The organism is Streptomyces sp. NPDC041784 (assembly GCF_055591025.1).
In genome coordinates, this window is the sequence record NZ_JBVJAB010000017.1 from 170,641 (window position 1) to 195,487 (window position 24,847).

General features: G+C 72.7%; 22 protein-coding genes and 1 pseudogene. 11 read left to right on the forward strand and 12 right to left on the reverse strand.

The genetic code is table 11. From position 1 onward, the window contains the following. A pseudogene (locus tag ACZ6D7_RS31830) lies at window positions 1-777 on the reverse strand (cyclase family protein); the annotation flags it as partial. Between the two features lie 97 nt (window positions 778-874). On the opposite strand from ACZ6D7_RS31830, the gene ACZ6D7_RS31835 reads away from it, so the two are divergent. Beyond that, window positions 875-1,483, forward strand: a complete 609-nt coding sequence (locus ACZ6D7_RS31835; protein ID WP_469498267.1) for a hypothetical protein — start codon at window positions 875-877, stop codon at window positions 1,481-1,483. A gap of 7 nt (window positions 1,484-1,490) precedes the next feature. Here ACZ6D7_RS31835 and ACZ6D7_RS31840 read toward each other — a convergent pair whose 3' ends face one another. The 5 genes from ACZ6D7_RS31840 to ACZ6D7_RS31860 form a co-directional block, all read right to left on the reverse strand. Beyond that, window positions 1,491-2,657, reverse strand: a complete 1,167-nt coding sequence (locus tag ACZ6D7_RS31840; RefSeq protein ID WP_469498269.1) for a substrate-binding domain-containing protein — start codon at window positions 2,655-2,657, stop codon at window positions 1,491-1,493. Window positions 2,658-2,743: 86 nt separating this feature from the next. Then, a complete protein-coding gene (locus tag ACZ6D7_RS31845; protein WP_469498272.1) occupies window positions 2,744-3,802 on the reverse strand; it encodes an ABC transporter permease in 1,059 nt (352 codons plus the stop codon). Beyond that, window positions 3,799-5,343, reverse strand: coding sequence for a sugar ABC transporter ATP-binding protein (locus tag ACZ6D7_RS31850; RefSeq protein WP_469498277.1), 1,545 nt, complete (start codon window positions 5,341-5,343; stop codon window positions 3,799-3,801). The genes ACZ6D7_RS31845 and ACZ6D7_RS31850 overlap by 4 nt, the downstream gene beginning before the upstream one ends. Window positions 5,344-5,462: 119 nt before the next feature. Beyond that, entirely contained in the window at window positions 5,463-8,555 is a 3,093-nt protein-coding gene (locus ACZ6D7_RS31855) for a SpoIIE family protein phosphatase (RefSeq protein WP_469498281.1), read from the reverse strand. A gap of 167 nt (window positions 8,556-8,722) precedes the next feature. Next, on the reverse strand, window positions 8,723-9,673 hold the full coding sequence (locus ACZ6D7_RS31860) for a cyclase family protein (protein ID WP_469498285.1): 951 nt from the start codon (window positions 9,671-9,673) through the stop codon (window positions 8,723-8,725). A gap of 513 nt (window positions 9,674-10,186) precedes the next feature. Here ACZ6D7_RS31860 and ACZ6D7_RS31865 point away from each other — a divergent pair. Further along, window positions 10,187-11,284 carry a baeRF2 domain-containing protein gene (locus tag ACZ6D7_RS31865; RefSeq protein ID WP_469498287.1) on the forward strand — a complete coding sequence of 366 codons (1,098 nt, stop codon included), beginning with the start codon at window positions 10,187-10,189 and terminating at the stop codon, window positions 11,282-11,284. 76 nt (window positions 11,285-11,360) lie between these two features. Next, window positions 11,361-11,489, forward strand: coding sequence for a hypothetical protein (locus tag ACZ6D7_RS31870; protein ID WP_469498291.1), 129 nt, complete (start codon window positions 11,361-11,363; stop codon window positions 11,487-11,489). A gap of 5 nt (window positions 11,490-11,494) precedes the next feature. Here ACZ6D7_RS31870 and ACZ6D7_RS31875 read toward each other — a convergent pair whose 3' ends face one another. Next, a complete protein-coding gene (locus tag ACZ6D7_RS31875) occupies window positions 11,495-11,947 on the reverse strand; it encodes a YbhB/YbcL family Raf kinase inhibitor-like protein (protein WP_469498292.1) in 453 nt (150 codons plus the stop codon). A gap of 109 nt (window positions 11,948-12,056) precedes the next feature. On the opposite strand from ACZ6D7_RS31875, the gene ACZ6D7_RS31880 reads away from it, so the two are divergent. Both ACZ6D7_RS31880 and ACZ6D7_RS31885 read left to right on the forward strand, forming a co-directional pair. Then, the gene (locus tag ACZ6D7_RS31880) at window positions 12,057-12,581 is read left to right on the forward strand and encodes a nucleoside-triphosphatase (protein ID WP_469498295.1); all 525 of its coding nucleotides are present in this window, start codon (window positions 12,057-12,059) and stop codon (window positions 12,579-12,581) included. Between the two features lie 99 nt (window positions 12,582-12,680). Then, window positions 12,681-13,130 carry a hypothetical protein gene (locus tag ACZ6D7_RS31885; RefSeq protein WP_469498300.1) on the forward strand — a complete coding sequence of 150 codons (450 nt, stop codon included), beginning with the start codon at window positions 12,681-12,683 and terminating at the stop codon, window positions 13,128-13,130. Here ACZ6D7_RS31885 and ACZ6D7_RS31890 read toward each other — a convergent pair. Next, window positions 13,103-13,525, reverse strand: coding sequence for a secondary thiamine-phosphate synthase enzyme YjbQ (locus ACZ6D7_RS31890; protein WP_469498303.1), 423 nt, complete (start codon window positions 13,523-13,525; stop codon window positions 13,103-13,105). The genes ACZ6D7_RS31885 and ACZ6D7_RS31890 overlap by 28 nt on opposite strands. Window positions 13,526-13,648: 123 nt before the next feature. Between ACZ6D7_RS31890 and ACZ6D7_RS31895 the strand changes: the two genes are divergently transcribed. From ACZ6D7_RS31895 to ACZ6D7_RS31915, 5 genes are all read left to right on the forward strand, one after another. Then, a complete protein-coding gene (locus ACZ6D7_RS31895) occupies window positions 13,649-13,732 on the forward strand; it encodes a putative leader peptide (protein ID WP_367658055.1) in 84 nt (27 codons plus the stop codon). A gap of 170 nt (window positions 13,733-13,902) precedes the next feature. Continuing rightward, entirely contained in the window at window positions 13,903-14,784 is an 882-nt protein-coding gene (locus tag ACZ6D7_RS31900) for an ABC transporter permease (RefSeq protein ID WP_469498308.1), read from the forward strand. Next, on the forward strand, window positions 14,757-15,482 hold the full coding sequence (locus ACZ6D7_RS31905) for an ABC transporter ATP-binding protein (protein WP_469498311.1): 726 nt from the start codon (window positions 14,757-14,759) through the stop codon (window positions 15,480-15,482). The genes ACZ6D7_RS31900 and ACZ6D7_RS31905 overlap by 28 nt, the downstream gene beginning before the upstream one ends. Before the next feature lie 72 nt (window positions 15,483-15,554). Further along, on the forward strand, window positions 15,555-16,580 hold the full coding sequence (locus ACZ6D7_RS31910; RefSeq protein WP_469498316.1) for an ABC transporter substrate-binding protein: 1,026 nt from the start codon (window positions 15,555-15,557) through the stop codon (window positions 16,578-16,580). A gap of 89 nt (window positions 16,581-16,669) precedes the next feature. After that, window positions 16,670-17,815, forward strand: coding sequence for an NAD(P)-binding domain-containing protein (locus tag ACZ6D7_RS31915; RefSeq protein WP_469498317.1), 1,146 nt, complete (start codon window positions 16,670-16,672; stop codon window positions 17,813-17,815). Window positions 17,816-17,859: 44 nt separating this feature from the next. On the opposite strand, the gene mltG is transcribed toward ACZ6D7_RS31915, so the two are convergent. Beyond that, entirely contained in the window at window positions 17,860-18,705 is an 846-nt protein-coding gene (gene mltG / locus ACZ6D7_RS31920; RefSeq protein WP_469498320.1) for an endolytic transglycosylase MltG, read from the reverse strand. A gap of 53 nt (window positions 18,706-18,758) precedes the next feature. After that, the gene (locus ACZ6D7_RS31925; protein WP_469498323.1) at window positions 18,759-20,693 is read right to left on the reverse strand and encodes an ABC transporter ATP-binding protein; all 1,935 of its coding nucleotides are present in this window, start codon (window positions 20,691-20,693) and stop codon (window positions 18,759-18,761) included. Between the two features lie 94 nt (window positions 20,694-20,787). Here ACZ6D7_RS31925 and ACZ6D7_RS31930 point away from each other — a divergent pair, with 94 nt between their 5' ends. Then, window positions 20,788-21,237 (forward strand): MarR family winged helix-turn-helix transcriptional regulator, encoded by a 450-nt coding sequence (locus tag ACZ6D7_RS31930; RefSeq protein WP_469498324.1) that lies wholly within the window; start codon window positions 20,788-20,790, stop codon window positions 21,235-21,237. Between the two features lie 138 nt (window positions 21,238-21,375). On the opposite strand, the gene ACZ6D7_RS31935 is transcribed toward ACZ6D7_RS31930, so the two are convergent. Together ACZ6D7_RS31935 and ACZ6D7_RS31940 are read right to left on the reverse strand one after the other, a co-directional pair. Next, the gene (locus tag ACZ6D7_RS31935) at window positions 21,376-22,902 is read right to left on the reverse strand and encodes a cation:dicarboxylate symporter family transporter (protein WP_469498326.1); all 1,527 of its coding nucleotides are present in this window, start codon (window positions 22,900-22,902) and stop codon (window positions 21,376-21,378) included. A 173-nt stretch (window positions 22,903-23,075) separates the two neighbouring features. Then, the gene (locus ACZ6D7_RS31940) at window positions 23,076-24,668 is read right to left on the reverse strand and encodes a peptide-N4-asparagine amidase (protein ID WP_469498329.1); all 1,593 of its coding nucleotides are present in this window, start codon (window positions 24,666-24,668) and stop codon (window positions 23,076-23,078) included. Window positions 24,669-24,847: the final 179 nt, after the last annotated feature.

The window sequence follows — 24,847 nt, forward strand, 5'->3', positions numbered from 1 at the left end:
CTCCACCAGGGCGAGCACCCGGGCGGGCGCCCCGGATCCGGTGACGATGGGCAGCGGTCCGGCGACGACGACGCTCCCGGTGGGCGGCAGCGCCGCCAGGTTCCGCAGCTGGGTCAGCCCGTACTTGTCGCTGCCCATGAGGTGGGCGTGGCAGGGGAAGGCGGGGTCGAAGCCGTGCGCCCGTCCGGCGTCGGTGCCCACCGTCTCCACCCCCAGGCCGATCACCGGCGCCTCCTCGGCCACCCAGCGGGCGCACTCGGGCGAGAGACCGGGGGTGTGCGGGCCGTTCTCGTCCGCGTTGAGGAACGCCTCCTGGGAATGGCCGCGGGCGTCCCAGCCGGTGCGCAGCAGCAGCCAGCCGCCCTCGGGGAGCGGTCCGTGCGCGGCCTCCCACGCCTTCACGTGGTCCACCTCCACGAGGAAGTCCGGGTCCGCCCGCACCTGCGCGGTGAAGTCCAGTACGGCGGCCGGCGCGATCAGCCGGCCCGCCGGCACGGACGCCACGTCGTCGAGGTCCTTGCCGGTCACCCAGTGGTTCGGGGCGTCGAAGTGGGTGCCGGTGTGCTCACCGCTGCGGAAGTTGTTCCAGTACCAGGCCGGGCCCCGGTCGTCGTACCGGCTGATCTCCTCCAGTGCGAACACCGCCGTCTGGCCGAACGGGGGCGGCAGTTGGATCACCGGTGTCTCCGAGGACAGCGGGGACGTCAGATCGACCACTTCGATCGACCCGCCGCGCAACGCGGACACCAGCGCGGCAAGGACGGACGGCTCGGACATCGGACCTCCTGGGCGGAAGACGGGACCTCGCGACGGAACGCACAGCATGGCACTCTGATGTGACGGTTCTTCAGCGATCAGCAGGGTGGAGGACAGGGTGCTCGCCAGGGGTACGGCCGCGACGGCGGTGGTGACGGTGTGCGCGGCCGGTGTGCTGACCCTGGTCGGCTGCTCCTCCGGGGACGGTGAGGGAACGGCGGAGGGGAAGAGCAAGGGCACGGCCACGGCGGTCGCCACGGCGACCCCGTCCGCCACTCCCTCCCCCACCACGTCCGCCATCCCCTCTCCCTCCCCCTCTCCCTCCCTCTCGACCTCGCCTTCCGCCCCGGTCCCGGGCTCCGCGAGCCCTACGCCGGTGCCCGTCACCGGGCCGGAGCAGAAGCTGGTGACGATGACGGTCACCGGCGGTTTCGCCGGGGTCGACCACGAGGTGGTCCTGCGGGGCGACGGCACCGTACGCGCCACCGACAAGGGCGAGGCCACGGTGCACGACCTCTCCGAGGCCCGGTTCACGGAACTGCGCACCCTGCTCGGTGACCCGGCGCTGGACGACGTCCCCGACCTCACGATGGGCCAGGGGGTGGCCGACATGTTCCAGTACGTCGTGCGGTTCGACGGCCGTACGGTCATGACGGACCGCACCTCCGCCGCTCCCCCGCTGGACGCCCTCATCGACGCCCTGAGCGAGTGGCTGCCGTCGAACTGACCCCACGTCACCTGCCCCAGATCTCTCGGTACGCCTCCCGGTAGCCCGCCGGGTCCCAGCTGGTGGCGCCCTCGCTGTTGGCGGCCGTGGCGATGTGCACGGGGGCCGCGTACCCGGTGGCGGGGCTGCCGGAGAAGGCGCGGTTGAACTCGTCGACGATCTGCCACCCCTGCTGGGACAGCGGCTCGGGCACAGTGGCCGCCTGGTACTGCTCGCTGTCGATCCGCTGGAAGGCGGACGGATCGCCGTCCCCGGCACCGATGTTGTACGGCGGGCCGGCGCCCTTCTCGCCGGCCGCGCGGAAGGCCGGGGCGGCGTCGGCGAAGTACAGGTCGTTGATGGCCACGGAGTGGGTCCACGCGCTGCCGAACCGGGCGAGGAGGGAGGAGACCTCGCGCGGGGTGCGGCTGGCGGCGTCCGGGATCGGGATGTTCTCGTAGGCGAGGAGCCGTACGCCCGGGCAGGTGGCGAGTTCGTCCCTGATCAGCTCGGACTTGTTCCTGGCGAAGGGGATCGAGGCGTCGGTGATGATCACGGTCCCGGCGCGGCCGCCGGAGTCCGCGATGACCCACTGCGCGCTGATCCGGGCCACGGCCTCGACGCGGGTGGTGACGTTGGTGAAGAGCGGGGGCCGGCCGCTGGGGCCGGGGGCGGCGACCGCGTGCCAGCCGATGAGCGGGATGCCCAGCTCGTCGGCCCGGGCGACCTGCCGTGACGTCGCGTTGGGGTCGAACCCGCCGATGACGATGCCCGAGGGTCTGAGGGCCACGGCCTCGCTCATCGCGGCCTGGATGCCGGCGGGCGTACCGCCGCCGTCGATCACCCGGACGTTCCAGCCGATGACCCGCGCGGCCTGTTCCACCCCGTCGGCGGCGCCCGCGACTCCGGGGTTGGTCATGGTCTGGGCGACGAAGACGAGCGTCCTGCCGGACACCGCCCGGGGGCCGGTGGTCGGTCCCGTCCAGGGCACGTCGGTCGCCTCCGCCCGGGTGACGGCGGCCCGGGCGCGGGCGTGGACGGCGGGGCAGCCGTTCGGGCCCGAGGCGGTCTCGTCGGGGCCCTCGGACGGTCCGCGTTCGCAGCCGACCAGGACGGTCGCCGTGGCCAGCAGGGCGCAGGAGGCGAGCCGCACCCTGCGGACGGTGCCGGAGGTGGCTCTGCGGGTGCCGTGCACGGGAACTCCTGGGCGGGGAGCGGGGGCGGGGGCGAAGGGGGGCGGGGGCGAAGGGGGGCGGGGGGCACGCGGTCAGCGGTACGAGGTCAGGGCGGAGCCCCCCGCGAGGACGGCGGTCCGGGTGGCGCGGCGGATGCGGCGTCGGCCGTCGCGATGCCGCTGCTCAGCCGGCGGCGGGCCGCGTAGCCGGCCAGGCCGACGGCGATGAGCAGGGTGCCGCCGTAGAACAGCGGGACCGTCCAGAAGTCGGCGCCCAGCTGGCCGATGCCGGTGAGGCCGACGGCCAGGACGGCGACGGCCACGACGGTGCCGAGGGCGTTGGGCCGGCCCGGTCTGATCGCCGTGGAGCCGAGGAGGGCGCCGGCGAACGCGGGCAGCAGGTAGTCGAGGCCGACGCTCGGGTTGCCGATCTGCTGCTGGGCCGCGAGCAGCACCCCGGCGCAGCCGACGATCAGCCCCGACGCGGTGAACGCGTACACGGTGCAGATGCGGGTGGAGATGCCGACGAGGTCGGCCGCGCGCGGGTTGGAGCCGACGACGTACAGGTACCGGCCGAGCGGGAGCCGCTCCAGGACCAGCCAGAGCACGGCGGCGAGGGCGAGCACGTAGAACGCGGGGACGGGGAGGCCGAGGAAGGTGGAGTCGTAGAGGTCGGTGAAGGCGGGCGGGAGGCCCTGGGGGCCGGGGACGATCCGGCCGCCGTCGGTGACCCAGCCGGTGACGGCGTACATCATGCTGCCGGTGCCGAGGGTGGCGATGAAGGAGTCGATCCGGCCGAAGACGACGACGACACCGTTGAGGACACCCACGACCGCGCCGCCCGCGATCACCGTGAGGCAGGCCAGCGGCCAGGGCCAGCCCTCGTCGACGATGAGCCGCATCACCATCACATGGGCCAGGCCTAGGCCGTAGCCGATGGAGAGGTCGAAGGCTCCGGTGACGATGGGGACCATCGCGGCGAGCGCGAGGATGGCCGGGATGGACTGGTTGGACAGGATCGAGTCGAGGGTGTCCAGGGTGGGGAAGGTGCGCGGCAGGGCGAGCGAGAAGACCAGGACGAGCAGGGCGGTGAGGGCGAGCAGACCGTAGGCGCCGACGAGGTGGCCGCCGGGGCGGCGGGGCGAGGAGGGGGGTGGGGCGGTCATGGGCGGGTCCCGGTCGCGGGCGGGGGGAGGGCGGAGGCCGCCCGGGTGAGCGCGGCGGGGGTGAGGGCCGGACCGCTCAGCTCGGCCGTCACCGCCCCGCGGACCAGGATCAGGGCGCGCCGGCAGACGTCCGCGACCTCCTCGAAGTCGGTGGAGATGAGCAGGACGGCGAGGCCCCGGGCCAGTGCCTCGTCGAGGAGGCGGTGGATCGCGGCCTTGGCGCCGATGTCCACGCTCGCGGTCGGTTCCTCGAGGATCAGCAGGCGCGGGCCCACCGGGAGCCAGCGTCCGATCATGACCTTCTGCTGGTTCCCGCCGGACAGGGTGGCGATGGGGGCCTCGCTGTCGCTGGGGCGCACCGCGAACCGCGCGATCAGGCGGGCGGCCTCGGCGCGTTCACGGCGGGGCCGGATCCAGCGTGGCGCCGACCGGCCCCCGGCCCGGGGGTTGGCCAGGAGGTTCTCCCGTACGGTCAGCTGGGCCAGGCAGCCCTCGCGCAGCCGGTCGCCGGGGACCAGGCCGACCCCGAGCGCGACGGCGTCGGCGACCCTGCGGGGTCGGTAGGGCCGGCCGTCGAGCAGGGCCGCTCCGCCGAGCAGCGGCCGGGCCCCGGCCAGGGCGCGGCCCAGTTCGGCGTGTCCGGCGCCCGAGAGGCCGACCAGGCCCAGGGCCTCCCCCTCCCGCAGTTCCAGGGTCACCCTCCGCACACCCGGGGTGCGGACGCCGTCGAGGGTGAGGACGGCCGGTCCGTCGCCGCCGGCCGGGGCCACGGGGGACCGGCCGACCGGCTGCCCGCCGACGATGTCGTGCACCAGGCGGGCGGGGCTGTGGCCGGCCAGCGGACCGCGGCTGACGAGCCGGCCGTCGCGCAGCACGGCAAAGGCGTCGGCGACCTGGTACACCTCGTCGAGGCGGTGGCTCACGTAGAGGAGGGCGTGGCCGCGGTCGCGCAGCCCGTGCAGGACGTCGAAGAGGCGGGCGCAGTCGGTGGCCGGGAGGCGGGCGGTCGGCTCGTCGAGGACGATCAGCCGCGCGTCCGCCGCGAGCGCCCGGGCGATCGCGACCAGCGAGCGCTCGGCCGGGGCGAGCCGGGCGATCGGGGCGTCGGGGTCGAGGTGTCCGGCGACGGTCCCCAGGGCGTCGGCGCAGCGCTCCCGGGTCAGCCGCCAGGAGATCAGTCCGGCGCGGCGCGGATAGCCGGTGCTCAGGGCGATGTTCTCGGCGACGGTCATCCACTCCACGAGACCGAGGTCCTGGTGGATGAAGGACATGGCGCGGGCGGCGGCATGGCTGCCGAGCGGGTGCCCGTCGACGGTGATCCGGCCCGTGTCGGCGCGGTGGACGCCGGCGAGAATCTTGATGAGCGTGGACTTCCCGGCCCCGTTGGGCCCGAGGAGGGCCAGGACGCTGCCGGCGTGGACGTCGAGATCCACGCCGTCCAGGGCGACGGTCCCGCCGAACCGCTTGCCGAGCCCGCGGATGCTGACCACGGGGTGCGCTCCGGAGGGGGGTGCCGCGGACGGGTCGGGAGTGTCGTGCACGGGACATCTCCGGGGGTCGGCCTGTTCACGGGGATAGTAGCCGAGCAAATGTAATTATTTACGGCATTTACGACATCCTGGGCGCGGGTTTCGGGTCACGCGCCCCTGCGAGTTTCGGGTCACGCGTCGTCGAGGCCGCATTCGGCCCAGATGACCTTGCCCTCGGGCAGATGGCGGGTCCCCCAGGTCCGCGCGAGCTGCGCGACGAGGAACAGACCGCGGCCGCCCTCGTCGTTGAGGCTGGCCTGGCGCAGATGCGGAGCGGTGTTGCTGCTGTCGGAGACCTCGCAGATCAGCGTGCGGTGGTGCAGCAGCCGTACCCGGACGGGACCGGAGCCGTGCCGGATGGCGTTGGTGACCAGCTCGCTCAGGATCAGCTCCGCGACGAACGCCGTCTCCTCGAGGCCCCAGTCGGCCAGTTGCCGCATCGCGGAGGCGCGGAGGCCGCCGACCAGGGCCGGGTCGGGGGGCAGGTCCCAGGCGGCGATCCGGCCGGGGTCCAGGGCATGGGTGCGGGCGACGAGCAGGGCGATGTCGTCGCAGGGGTGGTCGGGGGCGACGCTGTCCAGGATCGCCTGGCAGGTGTCCTCGGGGGTGCGCTCCGGGTGGTGGGCCAGGGCGCCGCGCAGTTGGTCGAGGACGAGGTCGACATCACGGTCGCGGTCCTCGATGAGCCCGTCGGTGTAGAGGATCAGCTGGCTGTTCTCGGGGACCTCGATGTCGACCGCGTCGAACGGCAGCCCGCCGAGGCCGAGCGGGGGCCCGGCGGGCAGTTCCGGATAGGACACGGTGCCGTCGGGGCGGACCAGCGCGGGCGGCGGATGGCCGGCGCGGGCCATCACGCAGCGCTGCGCGGTCGGGTCGTAGATCACGTACAGACAGGTCGCACCGATGATGCCGGCGCCCTCGCCGTCGGGGTCGTCGCGGTCCAGGCGCCCCACGAGGTTGTCGAGGTGGCCGAGGACCTCGTCGGGCGGGAAGTCGAGCTCCGCGAAGCTGCGCGCGGCGGTGCGCAGCCGGCCCATGGTGGCGGCGGAGAGCATGCCGTGCCCGACGACGTCGCCGACCAGCAGGCCGATCCGGGCCCCGGAGAGCGGGATGACGTCGTACCAGTCCCCGCCGACGTCGGACTCCGCGGGCAGATAGCGGTGCGCGACCTCGACGGCGTCCTGGTCGGGCAGCCCGTGCGGCAGGAGCCTGCGCTGGAGGGCGAGGACCATGCTGCGCTCGCGGGTGTAGCGCCGGGCGTTGTCGGTGGACAGGGCGGCGCGGCTGGCGAGTTCCTGCGCCAGCGACCGGTCGTCGTCGCCGAACGGGGCGGGATCCTGGGCGCGGTAGAAGCTGGCGACGCCCAGCACGACACCGCGGGCGAGCAGGGGTACGGCGATCAGGGAGTGCACATGGGCCAGCAGCCGCTCGGTGTGCTCGGGGTCCTGGGCGAGCCAGCCCGCGGCGACCTTCAGGTCCGGTTCCAGTTCCGCCTGGCCGGTGGTCAGACAGCGCAGCTGGGGCGCGGTCGGGCCGAACTCGATCCGCTTGCCGACCGGGGTGAAGGGGAGGTCGTCGCGGATGCCGTGGACCACCGTGCGGCGCAGGTCGCCGAGCGGGTCGGTGGCCTCCTCTCCGCGGAGCACGGCCTCGGGCAGGTCGACGGTGACGTAGTCGGCGAGCCGCGGGACCGCCGTCTCGGCAAGTTCCTCGGCGGTGCGGCGCACGTCCAGGGTGGTGCCGATCCGGACGCTGGCCTCGGACAGCAGCTCCAGCCGACGGCGCGCGGCCACGGCGTAGGCGCCGACGAGGGGCTCACCGACGAGGACGAGGCCTCGGGTGGAGGGGGGTGGTTCCGCGAAGGGCGGGTCCGGGAGGGGCGGGTCCGGGAGGGGCGGGTCCGGGAGGGGCGGTCCGGTGGGGGGTGGTCCGGTGGGGGGTGGTGCTCCGTGTACGGCGTGGACGGTGCGCCCGGCGTGGCCGGGAAGGGTGGCGGACGACGGCGGCCCCGTGTGCCCGGCGGGTCCGGCGTGACCAGCGTGACCGGCGTGACCGGCCGGTCCGGAGGGTCGGGAGTGCCCGGTCAGCGGCGCCGGGGGCGGCGGGGCGGCGTCGACACCGTCGATCATCACGCCCCCGCCGGGCGCGGACGCGGGCACCGGCCGGGGCGGCGGCGCGGCGGCGCCGGCGGTGAGGCGCCCGAGCCGGGACACGGCGGTGAGGACGGCGGGCGCGGCGGCGAAGCCCGGCAGTTCGTCGACCCGGTGCGGTGCGGCGGCCGGGGGCTCGCCCGGCACCAGGCCGGGGACGACGACCTCGATGGCGACGCCGGCCACCCCCGAGGCGCTCGCCATCGGGCGGCTCACCAGGGTGACCCGTCGGCCGCCGGGCAGGGTCACCTCGACGGCGGCCCGCTGCCCGCGGGAGATCAGCTCGGCGGCCCGCTCCCGGAGGATCGCCCGGTCCCGGGGACGGAGTCCGAGGGCCGGTTCGTCCACCGGGAAGCCGTACCGCGGTCCGGCGGTGGCCTCGGCGCCCGTCGCCAGATACGCCCGCAGCAGCGCGCGCTCCCGTGCGGAGCTCTCCCCCAGCAGCCGCCGCTCCACGGCCTGCGCCGCCTTGCGTATGACGACACCCAGCGCCGGGCTGTCCGCGCCGCGCGGGTAGCCGAAGCACAGGACGCCTTCGATGCGCCCGCTGAGCGGGTCGCGGACGGGCAGCGCGACGCACGCGTTCTGCTGGGAGCGCTCGGCGAAGTGCTCGGCGCCGTGGACCCGGATGAACCGGCGCTCCGCCAGGGCGAGGCCGATGCCGTTGGTGCCGGCGAACCGTTCGGCGAACACGAAGCCCGGGACTCGCTGGATCGCCGGGAGGCTCGCGGCCAGCGACACCTCGCCGAAGCGGCGCAGCAGGACCGTGCCGCTCGCGTCGGCGACCGAGATGTTGATCTCGGTGCCGGAGAACCGGGACTGCAATCGATCCAGCACCGGTGCGGCGGCGCGCACGATCCGGCCGTCCGGGTCGAAGTCCTCGTGGAAGGGCAGGTCGGACTGGTCCGGGGAGAGTCCGAGGGACCGGCAGCGCTGCCAGGAGTCCAGGATCGAGCCGCGCACGCCCCCCTGCGTGACCGGTTCGCCCTGGAGGAACCGCTCACGGAAACGAGTGGGTCCCGTGCCCTCTGTCGCACGCCCCGTCGGTATCGGTTCTCTGCCGGACCGAACCACGCCTCGCCTCACTCACGCCCGCGACACATACGCTTTTCGTAAGAAACTGACATTGCCGAGGATACGGACATAAGAGGCGCTAGTCACGACGAGGATACGGACATAAGAGGCGCTAGTCACGACGCACCTGACCCCCGCGCACCGCGACCCGGGAGCGGCGGAGACCGTCACAGGACGGCGATCGGGGTGACGGGCGAGCCGGTCGCGCCCGGGATGTTCAGCGGGGTCACGACGATCATGAACGCGTACCGTCCGGCCTCGGCCGTCGCCTCGGCGAGGGCCTCCAGGTCGAGGTTGTCCAGCAGCGGCACGCCCATCGCGGCGAGGGCCAGGGCGTGCACCGGCGAGTGCACACCCGCCACCGGCGAGGGCCGTACGTCACTGTCGCCGTCGCCCCCGATCAGCGCGACACCCCGCTCGGCCAGCAGAGGTACGGCGTCCACATGGAAGCCCGCGCTCCGCGCCCCGGAGTCCCAGGCGCCGAGTTCCACGCGGCGGCGGACGTGCCCGGTGCGCAGCAGCACGGCGTCCCCCTCGCCGATCGTCACCCCGAGCGCCCGCTCCGCCGCGAGGACGTCCCGCGCGCGCACCGCCTGCCCGGGCTCCAGCCAGCGGACCCCGCGCACGGCGGGCAGATCCAGCAGCACCCCGGTCGTCACCAGGGCCCCGAGCGCCGGTACCGCGCCGAAGCGGGCACCTCCGGCGCCGACGGCCTCGTCCGCCGCCCGGCCGTCGTAGAGCCGTCCCCGGTAGGCGATGTGGGACAGCGCGTCCAGATGGGTGATGCTCCGGCCGTGATAGTCGGCGGCGATGAAGTCCTTGTGGGCGGAGGGCTCCGGGCTCTCCACGTCACCGAGGTCGGTCATGTGGTGCAGGGCGGGCCTGGGGTTGTCGGGCCCGGGCCGGGTGTTCCAGGGCAGCGCCATCGGTACGACCCTCCCGGACCGCACCCCGGCCACGGCCCGCCGCACCTGGTCCGCGGTCACCCGGTTCCAGGCGCCCCGGTCGGCCGGGGTCCAGCGGCCCCAGGTGCGCACCGCCTCGAAGAGCGCGTCGAACTCGCTCCGGGAGACGGCGGTGCCGTCACCCGCGTCGCCGTCCGTGGACCTCGGGGTCATCCGCCGTCACCGTCCCCACGCGCTCCCGGCCGCCTACCCGAGGAAGCTCAGCCGGACCTGGCGGTCGGTGTTGTCCTTGTTGGTGTCCACCAACCTCCGCCAAGACAACCCGACCCTACCGACAGGCCTGCCGCAGCTCCAATGGGTGATCCATGGCAACGATGGGCGGCTGCGGTCCCGGCGCTGCCTCGGCCGAGGTCTTGCAGCAGCCGACGGCTGCGGGATCACCCCGCTGTACTCCCGGTCCAGCGCGCGACGCCCTCGAAGGCGTCGAGTGTCTTCCTGCTCCTTCATCCGGCTACGGAGCCCGGCTGCTCAGCGGCCTGCTGTCCCGGCCCGCGGCTTGGCGGTGCTGGACGGCCTGGTCGCCGCCACCATGCTCACGATGGGGCGGCTGCTGCCGGCCGGCGCCCTCACCGCCCCGCGTTCCGCACCGCTTTGCGCTCGTCGAGCTCCATCGCCCCCCGGGGCGCGCATCATCGAAGGAGGGGAGAACATCGACGAGGAGTGGCGATGAGGTTGTCCTTCCTTGAACCCCTCTACGCGGAGCCAGGCCCGTTCGCCTCCGTGTACCTGGACACCTCCCGAAACGTCGAGCATCCCGAGCGGGCGATCGCGCTGCGCTGGCGGCGGCTGCGCGAGAGTCTGTCCCGTCAGGGCTCGGACCGGGCGCTGCTGAACGTACTGGAGGAGGTGGTCGGCGCCGACACAGAGGTACCGGGGGTGCACGGTCAGGCCATCTTCGCCACCCACGGCACGCTCGTCCTGGACAGGGAGCTGCCCAGGCCGCCCCACCACGACTCCGCGCGCTACAGCACCCTGCCGGACGCGATGCCCCTGGTCACCCAGCACGTTCCGGAGATCCCCTACATGGCCGTGGTCGTCCACTACGGCGGCCTGCCGACCGCCGAGACCCACGGCTGGGTGACTCTGGAGGCGGAGACCGGCACCTGGCCCGCGTCCATCGTCACCCCGGGTGAGCGGCTGCACCGCAGGGTCACGGTGGCGACCTGGCACCGCACCTGCCTCCGGCTCGGTCACCGGCTGGACGAACGGGCACGGCGCGCCCATGCCGACGCCGTCGTCGTGGGCGGGGACGAGTGGGCGTGCAACGTACTGATCCGCCGCCTGCCGCACACCCTGCGGGACAAGGTGGTACGCGTGGGCGGCCGGACCCCCACCGACACCGGACGCGCCCTGTTGGAGCCGCAGCTCGACGGCGTCTTCCGCGGCCGCATGGCCGCGCACGACCGGGAACTCGTGGACATCTTCATCGGCCGGCGTGCCCTGGACGGACCCATGACGGAGGGGCTGGCCGCCACCGTCGCCGCCCTCCAGCGCGGCCAGGTCGCGGCACTGCTGCTGAACCGGCCGCCAGGGTCTTCGCTGCGGCTCTGGGCGGGCTCCCAGCCCACTCTGCTCGCCCTGACCGAGGCGGAGCTGATGTCCTTCGGCGTGCGGGCCCCGCGCGAGGAGCGCGCCGACGAGGCCCTCGTCCGGGCCCTCGTGGGCACCGGTGCCGAACTGGTCGTCGCACCGGAGAGCGAGCTGAGGCTGTACGAGGGCGTGGGCGCCCTGCTGCGGTACACCGACCCGGGGACCCCGTCCTGACGCCGACGCGCCGCGCCTCCCGGACCACGGGTCGCCCCTTGCGCCCGACCGCCCCGGATCACGTCGGGCGCGGACCATGCCGACACTGGCCTGGAGCGGCAGCGCGGCGTATGAGCGGCGGGCCCACAACCTCGTGCACCGCAGGACGGTCATCGCGGCCCGGTTCGTCCGGCTGTACGGCGCCCATGGCTACGACCAGCGGTGACGCGCTCAGCGCTGATAGGTCCCGACAAGGGTGCCGGAGGCCAGCTCCCTGCCCTTCAGGGCACGGTGCACGTCCTCGGCGCCCGGGTGGTCGTGCAGCGGCAGCGGCTCGGACAGGGCGTACAGGCGGAAGAAGTAGCGGTGCGGCCCGTGCCCCGGTGGAGGCATCGGCCCTCCCCAGCCCACGCGGCCGAAGCCGTTGGGCCACGGCAGGCCCCCTTCGGGCTTCTGGCCCTCCACTGCCCCGGTGATCCCCGGATCGATGCCGGTCACCAGCCAGTGCAGGAAGGTCGTCCCCGGCGCGTCCGGGTCCTCGCACAGGAGCACCAGCTCCGTGGCCTCGTGGGGCACCCCCGACCAGGTCAGGGGCGGTGAGATGTTCTCACCCTCCCCGCTGTACCGACGGGGGATCACCGCTTTGTCGTCGAACGCGGTGCTGCTGAGTTCAATTCCGCTCATGCGCGCCGCCTACCCGCAACGGCGGCACCGGCACCGGTCCGCACCCCGAAACGCCCGTTCGGCCGCGCCCACCCGGGCCGCCTCCGGAAGCGGGGGTGAAGATGGCAGTGTGCCGACAAGGATCCTGCTCGAGGGCCGCCCTGGCGCGGGCAAGACGACCGCCCTGCGTCGGCTGGCCGCGCTGCTGCCCGCCCACGTGGCCACCGGCTTCACCACGGCGGAGATCCGGCAATCCGGCGCCCGCGTCGGTTTCGTCCTGGAGACCCTGGCAGGCCGACGGGAAGTGCTCGCCCATGTCGACCTGCCCGGTCCGCCACGGGTAGGGAAATACGGCGTCGACCCGGGCGTCATGGAACGACTGGCGCTGCCGTCGCTTCGGCCCGCAGCAACCGAGGAGGCAACAGGGCGGCTGGTGCTCATCGACGAGCTGGGGCGGATGGAACTGGCGTGCACGGCGTTCCGGCACGCGGTCGACGCGCTGTTCGTCGCAGAGGTCGACGTCGTCGCCACGGTCCACACGCACCGCGATCCGTTCACCGACGCCCTCAAGCGGCGCACCGACATCGAGGTCGTCCAGCTCACTCCGGCGAACCGGGACGTCCTGCCGCGGGAGCTCGCGGCCCGGCTGCAGTAGCCCCGGACGCACGGAAGGCCTCCCTCTCACGGATGGGAGACCGGCCTGCGACCTGCTGAAAGCAGAGTCGGGGCGACAGGATGTGAAGTCGCCCGGTCGGTGCGACCGGCGGCGCCCACTACCAAGGGTCAGTGCCTGCCCACCGAGTACGCGGCCGGCATCGGCTTCACCACCCGGTTCGGCGCCCGCCCCTCATTCGCCCTCCAGCACAGCCACTTGATCGGTCTGCTCATCGGCGAGCTCGACCAGCTGCCGGAGAAGGAACGCAAGGCGTCGAAGCAGGCACAGCGCGACTGCCTCGCCCTCTGCCTCCGCGTCCTCGGCAAGGTCGGGCAGGGCCTCGACACGGCCGAGGCCAAGATCACCGTGTGTGCGTCCTCACCGTGGTCGACGACGCGGTCCGCACCGGCCGCCTGGGCCGCGCCCGAACCTCGCGGACCGGCTGGCGGAGATCGGCTCGGCACTGCTCCTGTCGCGCCGACCGCCGCTCGGTACGGCCGGATATCGCGCCCGCAGTGCCGCTACCCGAGGAACGACAGCCGGACCTGACGCTCCGGATTATCCCTGTTCGTATCCACCAGGCACACGGACTGCCATGTCCCCAGCTCCAGCCTCCCGCCCAGCACCGGCAGGGTGGCATGGGGCGGGACGAAGGCCGGCAGGACGTGGTCGCGGCCGTGGCCGGGGCTGCCGTGGCGGTGCTGCCAGCGGTCGTCGGCGGGCAGCAGGGTGTGCAGGGCGGCGAGCAGGTCGTCGTCGCTGCCGGCGCCGGTCTCGATGAGGGCGATGCCGGCGGTGGCGTGCGGGACGAACACGTTCAGGAGGCCGTCGCGGCCGGCCGCGGCCTCCTCCAGGAACGCCTCGCAGTCCCGGGTCAGGTCGACGACCCGTTCCCGGGAGCCGGACGCCACGTGCAGAACTCGGGTGGTGAACGCATCTGCCATGTCCCCATCCTGACCCATCCGCCGGGTCGCGCACCCGGCCGGCCGCCCGGCCGGTGATACGGGACGTCCGATCCGCGAGACGACCGTTGACCATGGCCATGCCGCCTGGCTACGTTCTGCGGCATGTTGCGTTCAGCCCTGCTCACCACGCGCGGTCACATCGACCTGCTGCGGGTGACCTCCGCCGCGTGTCGCCGCGGCCGCTGACGCCCTTTCACCCGCTCTCACCCCCTCTTTCTCCCGTTTCCTCGGTCCACCGCACCCGCATGTCCGGCGCGCGCTGAACGCCGCACCGTGACGCGCTGGTGCCGAGGTGCGCCCGTCCACGCCCGTCCACCCCCACCGGCTGCCCTCCCCCTCCCCTCCCTGGAGCTCCCATGAGCATCAGCCATGCTCCGCCCGACTCACCCGAGGCGGATATTTCGCCCATATCAGCTGCATCCGCTGCATCCGCCCTGGACCTCGAACCCCTCGCCCCCCGTTCCTCCCACCGCACCCGGGTCCCCCGCTGGCTGCGCCGCACCACCGGCCCCGTCCTGCTCCTCCTGCTGTGGCAACTCCTCAGCGGCACGGGCGTGTTGGCCCCGGACGTGCTCGCCTCCCCCGGCCGGATCGCGCAGGTCGCCGGGGAACTGATCTCCGACGGGTCCCTGCCCGCGGCCATGGGCACCTCCCTGCAGCGCGTCGCCGCCGGACTGCTGCTGGGTACGGTCGTCGGCACCGGACTCGCCCTGGTCTCGGGCCTGTTCCGGATCGGCGAGGACCTGGTCGACGCCCCGGTGCAGATGCTGCGGACCGTGCCGTTCGTCGGTCTCATCCCGCTGTTCATCATCTGGTTCGGCATCGGCGAGGCCCCGAAGATCGCCATCATCACGCTCGGGGTGACCTTCCCGCTCTACCTCAACGTGTACGCCGGGATCCGGGGCGTGGACGCCCAGTTGATCGAGGCCGGCGAGTCCCTTGGGCTGTCGCGGTGGGGACTCGTACCGCACGTCGTCCTGCCGGGGGCGCTGCCCGGCGCGCTGACCGGGCTGCGCTATTCGCTGGGTATCGCCTGGCTCGCACTGGTCTTCGCCGAGCAGATCAACGCAGACGCAGGCATCGGCTTCCTGATGGTGCAGGCGCGGGACTTCCTGCGGACCGACGTGATCGTGGTCTGCCTCATCGTCTACGCCTTCCTCGGCCTGCTCGCCGACTTCATCGTCCGCTCCCTCGAAAGGCTGCTGCTGCAATGGCGACCGACGTTCACCGGCCGGTGAGCACGAGCGCGGTCCGTGTCGAAGCGCTGACCCGCTTCTTCGACGGACGCGCCGTCATCGACGACCTGCGACTCGACGTCCGGCCCGGCGAGTTCGTCGCCCTGCTCGGCCGCAGCGGCTGCGGCAAGTCCACCCTGCTGCGCATCCTCGCGGGACTGGACCGCGACATCGAGGGCACCGTGCTGGTGCCGCGCCGCAAGGCCGTCGCCTTCCAGGCGCCGCGGCTGATGCCGTGGAAGAAGGTGTGGCGCAATGTGGTTCTCGGGCTGCCGGGGCGGCCCGAGCGTGCTGTCGCCGACCGGGCCCTGGCGGAGGTGGGGCTCGGCCACCGCTCCGACGCCTGGCCGAAGACCCTCTCCGGCGGCGAGGCCCAGCGCGCCTCCCTGGCCCGGGCCCTGGTGCGCGAGCCCGATCTGCTGCTGCTCGACGAGCCGTTCGGCGCGCTCGACGCGCTGACCCGGCTCAAGGCCCAGCGGCTGGTGGGCGAGTTGTGGCAGCGGCGCGGCTGCGCCGTGCTGCTCGTGACCCACGACGTCGAGGAGGCCGTACTGCTCGCCGACCGGGTGCTCGTCATGGACGGCGGGGTCATCGCGCACGAACAGCACATCGACCTCGACCGGCCGCGCGACATCGCCGACCCCCGCTTCGCCGAACTCCGTGCCGGGCTGCTGCACCGACTCGGCGTCGAAGCCACCTGACCTCCCCCTTCCCTTCCCCGTTTCCCCTCCTTGCCTCCTTGGCTCCTTGGCTCCTTCGAGAACGGATTCCCCATGCGACGACACCTCGTCCCCGCCGCTCTGCTCCTCCCCCTCGCCCTGCTCCTCACCGCCTGCGGCGGGAACGCCTCCGCCGGCACGGGCGCCGGTGGCGACACCGACGGCAAGGGCTCCCTCACGCTCAACGTCGGGGACCAGAAGGGTGGTTCCGAGGCGATCCTGCGCGCCGCCGGGGAGCTGAAGAACCTCGACTACAAGATCAAGTGGTCCACGTTCACCTCCGGCCCGCCGCTCCTGGAGGCGGTGAATGCCGAGGCCGTCGACATCGGCGGCGTCGGCAACACCCCGCCGGTCTTCGCGGCCGGGGCAGGCTCCAGGATCACGGTGGTGGCCGCCTTCCACGGCACGTCGAAGGGTGACGCCATCCTCGTACCGAAGGGCTCGAAGCTGACAGGGGCCGAGCAGCTCAAGGGCCGGTCGGTCGCCGTGGCGCAGGGGTCCTCCGCGCACTACCAGCTGGTCGCGTCGCTGGAGAAGGCAGGGCTGAGCCTGAGCGACGTCAAGGTCAAGTACCTCCAGCCGGCCGACGCGCTCGCCGCGTTCACCTCCGGCAAGGTGGACGCGTGGGCGGTGTGGGACCCGTACACCTCGCAGGTGCTCCAGGCGAAGCAGGGGCGGGTGCTGACCACCGGTGAGGGCGTCACCAACGGCCTGACCGTCCAGGTGGCCGCGCCCTCCGCGCTCAAGGACACGAAGAAGGCCGCCGCGATCGAGGACTACCTGGAGCGGCTGCGGCGCGCCACGGCCTGGGTGTACGACCATCAGCAGGAGTGGGCCGAGGTCTGGTCCAAGGACACCGGGCTGCCCTACGAGGTGGCGCTGGCGTCGGTGCGGCGGACGAACGCCTCGCGGATCTCGGTCGCGGTGGACAAGCCGCTCATCGCCTCCGAGCAGGAGATCGCCGACACGTTCGCCGAGCTGAAGCTGATCCCGCGGAAGGTCGACTTCGCCGACTTCGTGGACCCGCGGTTCAACGGCGACCTGCCCCCGTCGACGACGCCGGCGCGCACGTCCTCGTGACGGGAAGGTCCTCGTGACGGGAAGGTCCTCGTGACGGGGAAGTCCTCGTGACGGGGATGATCCTCGCGGCCCGCGCTGTTGGTAGAAGCGTGAACGACATGCGTGAGGTCGAGGTGGTCGTCATAGGCGCCGGGCAGGCAGGACTGGCCGGCGCCTATCACCTGCGGCGCTCCGGTTTCGAGCCGGAGCGCGACTTCGTGGTGCTGGACCACAACCCGGGTCCGGGCGGCGCCTGGCGGTTCCGCTGGCCGTCGCTGACGTACGGCAAGGTGCACGGGATGCACGCGCTGCCCGGGATGGAGCTGACGGGCGCGGATCCGGCGCGGCCCTCGTCCGAGGTCATCACCGAGTACTTCGACGCGTACGAGCGGACCTTCGACCTGCGGGTGCGCCGGCCGGTGGAGGTGACGGCGGTGCGGGAGGGCACGGGCGGGCGGCTGCTCGTCGAGACCTCCGACGGCACCTGGTCCGCACGGGCGCTGATCAACGCCACCGGCACCTGGGACCGGCCTTTCTGGCCGCGCTATCCCGGCCAGGAGACCTTCCGCGGACGGCAGTTGCACACGGCCCGCTATCCGGGGCCCGAGGCGTTCGCCGGACAGCGGGTCGTCGTGGTCGGCGGGGGCGCGTCCGGTACCCAGCATCTGCTGGAGATCGCGCCGTACGCGGCCGCCACCACCTGGGTGACCCGACGGCCGCCGGTCTTCCGGGAGGGACCCTTCGACGAGGACGCGGGCCGCGCGGCCGTCGCGCTCGTCGAGGACCGGGTGCGGCAGGGGCTGCCGCCGAGGAGCGTGGTGTCCGTGACCGGGCTGCCGCTGAACGACGCGATCCGGAAGGGCCTGGCGGACGGGGTCCTCGACCGGCTGCCGATGTTCGACCGGATCACCCCGGACGGTGTGGAGTGGGACGACGGGCGGCGGGTCGCCGCCGACGTCATCCTGTGGGCGACCGGGTTCCGGGCCGCCCTCGACCATCTCGCGCCGCTACGGCTGCGCGAGCCGGGCGGTGGTATCCGGATCGAGGGCACGCGCGTGGCCGCCGATCCCCGGATCCATCTCGTCGGCTACGGCCCGTCGGCCAGCACCATCGGCGCGAACCGGGCGGGCCGGGCGGCGGTTCGGGACATCCGGCGGCTGCTGGCCGAGACGCCGGGTGAGACGGACGGCGAGCTGTCGCAGGAAACGGCGGGTGAGGCGGCGGGCGAGCCGAGGCCCGAGCCAGCCGCCGCCTGACGTACGACGTGACGTCCGACGTGACGTCCGACGTCCCCCTCACCTCAGTGGGCTTTCGGCGCCGTCGGGCTCTGCTGGTTCCGGTTGAACTCGGCGACGTTGCGCAGGTGCTCCGCGTAGCTCGCCGTGAAGCGGGTGTCGCCGGGCTTGACCGTGACGAAGTACAGCCAGTCGCCCGGCGTGGGGCTGATCGCGGCGCGCACGGCCTCCTCGCCCGGGTTGTCGATCGGCGTCGGCGGCAGGCCCATGCGCTGGTAGGAGTTGTAGGGGCTGTCGATCCGGGTGTCGGCCAGGGTCGTCTTCAGGGTCGAGCGGTTGAGCCCGTAGTTGATGGTGGAGTCCATCTGGAGCGGCATCCCGCGCTCCAGCCGGTTGAAGACGACCCGGGCCACCTTGCCCATGTCGGCCTTGGTGGCGGCCTCGGCCTGGACGAGGCTGGCGATGGTGACCGCCTGATAGACGTTCATGGAGTTGCGCTGGGCGCCGGCGGCGATCGGCGCCCCGTTGAACTTCTTGTTCGCCGCGTCGACCATGGCCGTCAGCAGCGACCGGGGCGTCGCCCTCTCCAGCGGATATGTCGCCGGGAAGAGATAGCCCTCCGGGTTGCCCTCCGCGTCGTTCGGCAGCTTCAGGCCGGCCGTCGGCAGCGTCTTCCTGGTGGTGCCGGCGGGCAGGGCGAGCGCCTTGTCGACGGCCTCGTAGATCCGGCTCGCGCGCCAGCCCTCCGGGACGACGAGGGTGGTCGGCTTCTCCGGCGGCTCCTGAGGGTCCGTGCTCAGCAGCGGCACCGCCACGGCGGTGCCGGCCACGACGGCTCCGGTCGCGATGAGGGCGACCCGGCCCCGGCGCGTCAGTCGAATCGTGCTCCGTGGCGGAGTGTTCATCTGCATGCGGGCACGCTAACCCTCATATCGCCATAATCTCGGCATCACCGGGCGTATCTTCATCTTGTCGGCTCCATGGCCGGATCCGCGGCCGGTTCCGTGGTCGCATCGGTGGCTTGTTCCGTGGCTGGTTCCATGGGCCGTTCCGTGGCCGAATCCGTGGTCGGTTCCAGCCGGGCGTCCCGCCGCACCAGGGCCGCGTACCGCCCGTCCCGCTCCAACAGCTCCTCGTGCGTCCCCCGTTCGGCGACCCGCCCGGAGTCGAGGACCACGATCTGGTCGGCACCCCGGATGGTGGACAGCCGGTGGGCGATGGTGAGCGTGGTGCGGTCGGCCGAGAGCGCGTCGATGGCCTCCTGGACGGCGTGCTCGGTCCGGGTGTCCAGGGCGCTGGTCGCCTCGTCGAGGATGAGCACCGGCGGGTCGCGCAGGATGGTGCGGGCGATCGCCAGGCGCTGCTTCTCGCCGCCGGAGAAGCGGTGACCGCGCTCGCCGACGACCGTGTCGTAGCCGTCGGGCAGGGCGGCGATGTGGTCGTGGATCTGCGCCGCGCGCGCCGCCGCGTGCAGCTCCTCGTCGGTCGCGTCCGGCTTGGCGAAGCGCAGGTTCTCGGCGACCGTGGCGTGGAAGAGGTACGTCTCCTGCGAGACCACGCCGACCGCGCGGGCGAGGGTGTCGAAGTCGAGGTCGCGCACGTCGACCCCGTCGAGGGTGACCCGGCCGCCGGTGACGTCGTACAGGCGCGGCACCAGGTGGCCCAGCGTGGACTTGCCCGCGCCGGTCGGGCCGACGACCGCGAGGCTGCCGCCGGCGGGCACGGTGACGTCGATGCCGTCGATGACGGGGGCGCCCTGGTCGTCGTAGGCGAACGTCGTGTTCTCGAAGCGGACCTCGCCCTTCACCTCGTCCAGGTGGACCGGGTCCGCCCGCTCGGTGATGTCGACGGGCAGGTCGAGGTACTCGAAGATCCGCTGGAAAAGCGCGAGGGAGGTCTGGATCTGCACGCCGGTCGCCATCAGGCTCACGGCGGGGCGGAACAGGCCCTGCTGGAGCGAGACGAAGGCGACGATCGTGCCCAGGGAGACGGCCGGGCCGCCGAGCTGGAGGGCCAGGCCCGCGGTCCAGTAGATGAACGCCGGCATCGCGGCCATGACGATCGTGATCACGGCCATGCGCCAGCGGCCGGCCATGTTCGACCTGACCTCGAGATCGACCAGCTGCTCGGACTCCTCGGCGAACGACCGGGTGAGGGAGTCGGCGCGGCCCATGGTGCGGCCGAGCAGGATGCCGCTGACCGACAGCGACTCGGTGACCGTGGCGGCCATCGCGGCCATCTGCTTCTGACGCTCGGTGGTGATCTTCCTGCGCTCGTTGCCGACGCGGCGGCTGATCCAGACGAACACCGGCAGCAGGAGCAGGGAGACGACGGTCAGCCGCCAGTCCAGGGCGACCATCGCGATGATCGTGGCGACCACGCTGGTGAAGTTGGAGACCAGGGAGGTGGCCGTGGAGGTGACGGTGGCCTGCATGCCGCCGATGTCGTTGGCGATGCGGGACTGCACCTCGCCGGTGCGGGTGCGGGTGAAGAACGCGAGCGACATGCGCTGGAGCCGGCCGTAGACGGCGGTGCGCAGGTCGTGCATGACGCGCTGGCCGACGGTGGTGGAGATCAGGGTCTGCAGAACGCCGAAGACGCTGCTGAGGACGGCGCTGAGGATCATGCCGAGAGCGAGCAGGCTCAGCAGGCCGGTGCGCCCCTCGGGGATGGCGACGTCGAGGATCTCCTTCAGCAGGAACGGTGTGGCGACCGAGACCAGCGAGGAGGCGCCGACCAGCAGGCCGACGACCGCGAGCCGGCCGCGGTAGGGGCGGAACAGCCGCAGGATGCGGCGCACCTGCCGGGGCTGTTCGGGGGAATCGGCCGACGCACCGGCGCGGGGCCGGGCTTCGGCGGCGGTGTCCGGGGTCCAGGGGTCTGGTTTGTCGGGGTGCATGGGCTCCTACGGGCGATGTGAGGGCGAAGACTTGCGGAGCTTAGCTCATTGTTACCTATGCTCACAATGAACGTGGTCCTGATATTGTTCCCGCATGACCACGCCCGATCCCGACGGCCCGCTCGCGGAGCAGCTGATGCGTTTCACCCGCCGGGTGCACCGCATCCAGAAGCACCATCTCCAGCAGTGCGGCCTGGGCATCACCCCGGCCCAGTCCCGGCTGCTGCGCACGCTCGCGCACTACGGCTCGCCGCCCCGGATGGCCGATCTCGCCGCACGGCTCGAAGTGGTCCCGCGCGCCGTGACGACCCTGGTCGACGGGCTGGAGGCGGGCGGCCGGGTGCGCCGGGTGCCGGATCCGACCAACCGCCGGGTGATACGGATCGAGCTGACCGAGGCGGGGCACGAGGCCCTGCGGGACCTGCACGGGGCCCGGCGGTCGGCGGCGGAGGAGATCCTGGCGCCGTTGACGGACGAGCAGCGCGCGGTGCTCGGCGGGCTGCTGGACACGCTGATCGACGGGGAGGCCGCGCGACGGTGTTGAGCGTACGGATGGGCTTGCCGGAGGGCGTGACGGAAGGGGCGTGACCGCGCCGGGCGCCGCCACCGAGGGAGCGAGACGGCCGTGGCCGCCGCTCCCTCTGCGGGAGCGGCGCCCACGGTGGGGAGAGGCGGGCGAGCGTCAGCTGGCCTCGGAGGCCGTCTCCTTGGCCGTCTGGGCGGGGATGACGGCGGGGGTGTCGGCTGCGATGACGGCGGGGGTGGGGGTGTCGGCGGAGGTGCGTGCGGGGCTGTCGGCGGGCCCCGGGCGCTCCGGCTCGGCATCGGAGTCCGGCTGCTGCGCCCCTCCCTGCGCCTCCCCCTCCGGCCTCTCCGGCCTCTCCGGCCTCTCCTCCGACTCTTCCTCCGATACGGCCACCGCCTCGCCGTCCAGCACCTTCTTCGCCCGGTCCATGTCCAGGGCACCCTCCCAGCGGGAGACGGCGAACACGGCGACGCAGTTGCCGAGGAGGTTGGTGACGACGCGCATCGAGTCCATGATCCGGTCCACACCGAGGAGCAGGGCGACGGCGCCGGCCGGGATGGCGCCGAGCGAGGACGCGGTCGCGGACAGAGCGAGGAAGGCGGAACCGGGGATGCCGGCCATGCCCTTGCTGGTGAGCATCAGCACCAAAATCACGGTGACCTGCTGGCCCAGGCTGAGGTCCACGCCCACGGCCTGCGCGATGAACAGGGTGCCGATGGACAGGTAGAGCGAGGCGCCGTCGAGGTTGAAGGAGTAGCCCGTGGGCAGCACCAGGCCCACCGCGTCGTCACGGGCGCCCGCACGGCGCAGCTTCTGCATCACGCGCGGCATGACGGACTCGGTGGACGCGGTGCCGAGGGCGAGCAGCATCTCCTCGCGGATGTAGCGAAGGAACTTCCAGAGGCTGAGCCCGGTGACCACGCGCAGGGCGACGGCGAGGAGCGCGATGAAGAGCGCGGCGGCCGCGTAGCACAGGATGATCAGCTTGGCGTAGGTCTCGATCACCCCGAGGCCGTAGTTGCCGATCAGGACGGCCATCGCGCCGAACACGGCGATCGGGGCGAGGCGCATCACAAAGCCGACGATCGCGAAGATGATCTCCTGGGCCTGCTCGATGGCGGGCAGGACCTGCGGCACCTTGGTGTGACCGAGGTGGAGCAGCGCGGCGCCGACCAGGCAGGCCAGGATGAGCACCTGGAGCAGGGAGTTCTCGGCGAAGGCGCCGATGAAACTGGTGGGCAGCGCGTTCACGACGAACTGGGTGGTCGTGGGCAGCGAGCCGCCGCCCGTCTTCGCGTCGACCGCAGAGGTGTCGAGGGTGGACGGGTCGACGTTCATTCCCGAGCCGGGCTGGACGACGTTGGCGGCGAGCAGCCCGATGAGCAGGGCGAGCGTGCTCGCCACCTCGAACCAGATCAGGGCCTTGAGCCCGATCCGCCCGAACGCCTTCAGATCACCGGCCTTGGCGATGCCGACGACGACCACGCAGAACACCAGCGGCGAGATGATCGTCTTGATGAGCCGGGTGAAACCGTCGCCGAGCGGCTGGAGATCGGCCGCGAAGTCCGGCCACAGCTTTCCGACGACGATGCCGAGCACGAGCGCGCAGGCGACCTGCGCGAAGAGTGAGGTACGCAGTATGCGTGCGACGCGTCGCGGCAGGGACGGGACGGACGGCGGCACGGGCACTCCTTGGGGGGACGGCGGCACACAAAGGCCCTGGGGACGAGGACTTCTGCCATGCGGAAAGCGGTTTCCGTGGCGATCACTCTGAAGGCGCCGTTGATCGCACACAAGACCGCCGCGTTTCCGCCGTGTAAATCCCGCCACGAGTGACGCGTCGCACGCGGGCCGGCTCAACAGCCGTCGCGGTCCTGCGTGACCACCCCCTGAACGGTCGTCAGCAGGCGGTCGTGACAGCCGGACGAGCCGTTCAGCCGGTAGCGCTCGCTGGTCGTACCGACGGCGTGCCGCTGGTCGCGCGGGACGTTCACGGTGAACGTGGCGTCGCCCGTGTAGGTGTCGTCGCGCCTCGACCACGCGGTGCGCCGGCCGTTCCGGGTCGTGACGGAGTCGGCCCGGTCGCCGAGGGTCAGCACGGTGCGCAGCCGGTCGTCCGCGCCGAGGGTGGTCGTGCCGTTCATCGTGTAGGTGCGGTGGGTGCGGGTGGTGCGGGCCGGCCCACGGCCGTCGACGGTGACCGACTCGTCGTCCGTCCAGGTCGCGTCGAGCCCGTCCACGGTCTCGCCGTCGGTCCACCGGTGCGTGGAGGTGTTCGCCAGGCGGCGGGTGACGGTGGTCGTGACCCGGCCGTGCGAGGTGTCGACGTACCCGGCGACGGTCAGAGCGTGTCCACCGCGGGTGTCGACGCGGTGCTCGGTGCCGGGCGTGTAGCCGCTCGACCCGGTGAGGTCACCCGCGTGGTGCGTGAGGAGCTTCCCGCCGACCACGGCCTTGCCGGTGTCCTGCCAGACCAGCACGTTGACGGGTGCGCTCCAGCCGCTCTGCCCCTCGGGCACGCCGACGACGGACACCTCGACGCGGTGCGGGCGGCCGTCGTTGAGGATCCCGGCGAAGGGCGTGAGGTCGTACTCGATCGGTGTGACGTCGAAGGCGCGGGGGCCCGGGATCACGTACCAGAGGAAGGGGTTGGACCAGCCGCCGGTCCAGACGTTCGGGAAGGGGGCGGCGATTCCGGCCAGTCGGCCGTCGACCGTGACCTGCACCTCCCGGTAGGGGCCGCCGTCGGCCCGGCAGGAGTAGGGCGCCTCCTCCGGCACGGACAGGTACCAGTACTCCTCGCAGCCGCCGCCGGAGCCGGTGGCGTACACCTCGGCGAGGATGCGTTCACTGTTGCGCGGGGTGATGAGCGTGCCGGCCCCGTCGAGGGTGAGGACGCGGTCGGGGGTGGTGGCGGGCTCCCCGGAGTAGAACGTGAGTGCGACTCGGACATCGATCACGCCCGTGTACGTGTCGTCGACGACGTTCCCGATGAGCATCTCGACGTCCTGGTACCTGCGGAACGTGTCGCTGTAGCGCGTGACGTCCTTCTCCACGGACCACTCGATGCCGTCGGGCGACGGCTCCGGCGTGGACGTACGGAAGATCTCGACCCCGCCGACGCGGAGGTGGCCGAGCCGGTCGAACTGACGGCCCTTGACCTTGCCGTCGAGCCGCAGCACGACCTTGCTCCAGCGCTCGCCGCAGCCGTCCGGCGGGGTGTAGGTGCCGCGGTACGGGGTGAAGTCCCGGAACTGCGCCTCGGCGACGGTGACCTGGCAGGACCTGCCGGAGGGCCGGTCCACGGGCGGCGCCGCGGTCACCGGGTCGTGCCAGTCGGTACCGAACTCGGCGGGTACGTCGGCCGCCCGGGTCGGCGCCGTGCCGAGCAGGGTGCTCACCAGAAGGGTCGTCCCGGTGAGCATGGACATGATAAACCGTCTCTTCATGGCCGGTGTTCTACGGGCAGTTGGGCACCGCCCGCAATGACGCCTCCGGCACGGGTACTAGGCCCAATGCTGGTGACTTAGGCAGCTGTGTCTCGTTGTCTTGTGTGTGGCGAGGGTGGGGCAGGTCAGGGCGCCTGCGGGTGAGCGGCTGTCGGACCGGATCGCGATCGGGGTGCTGA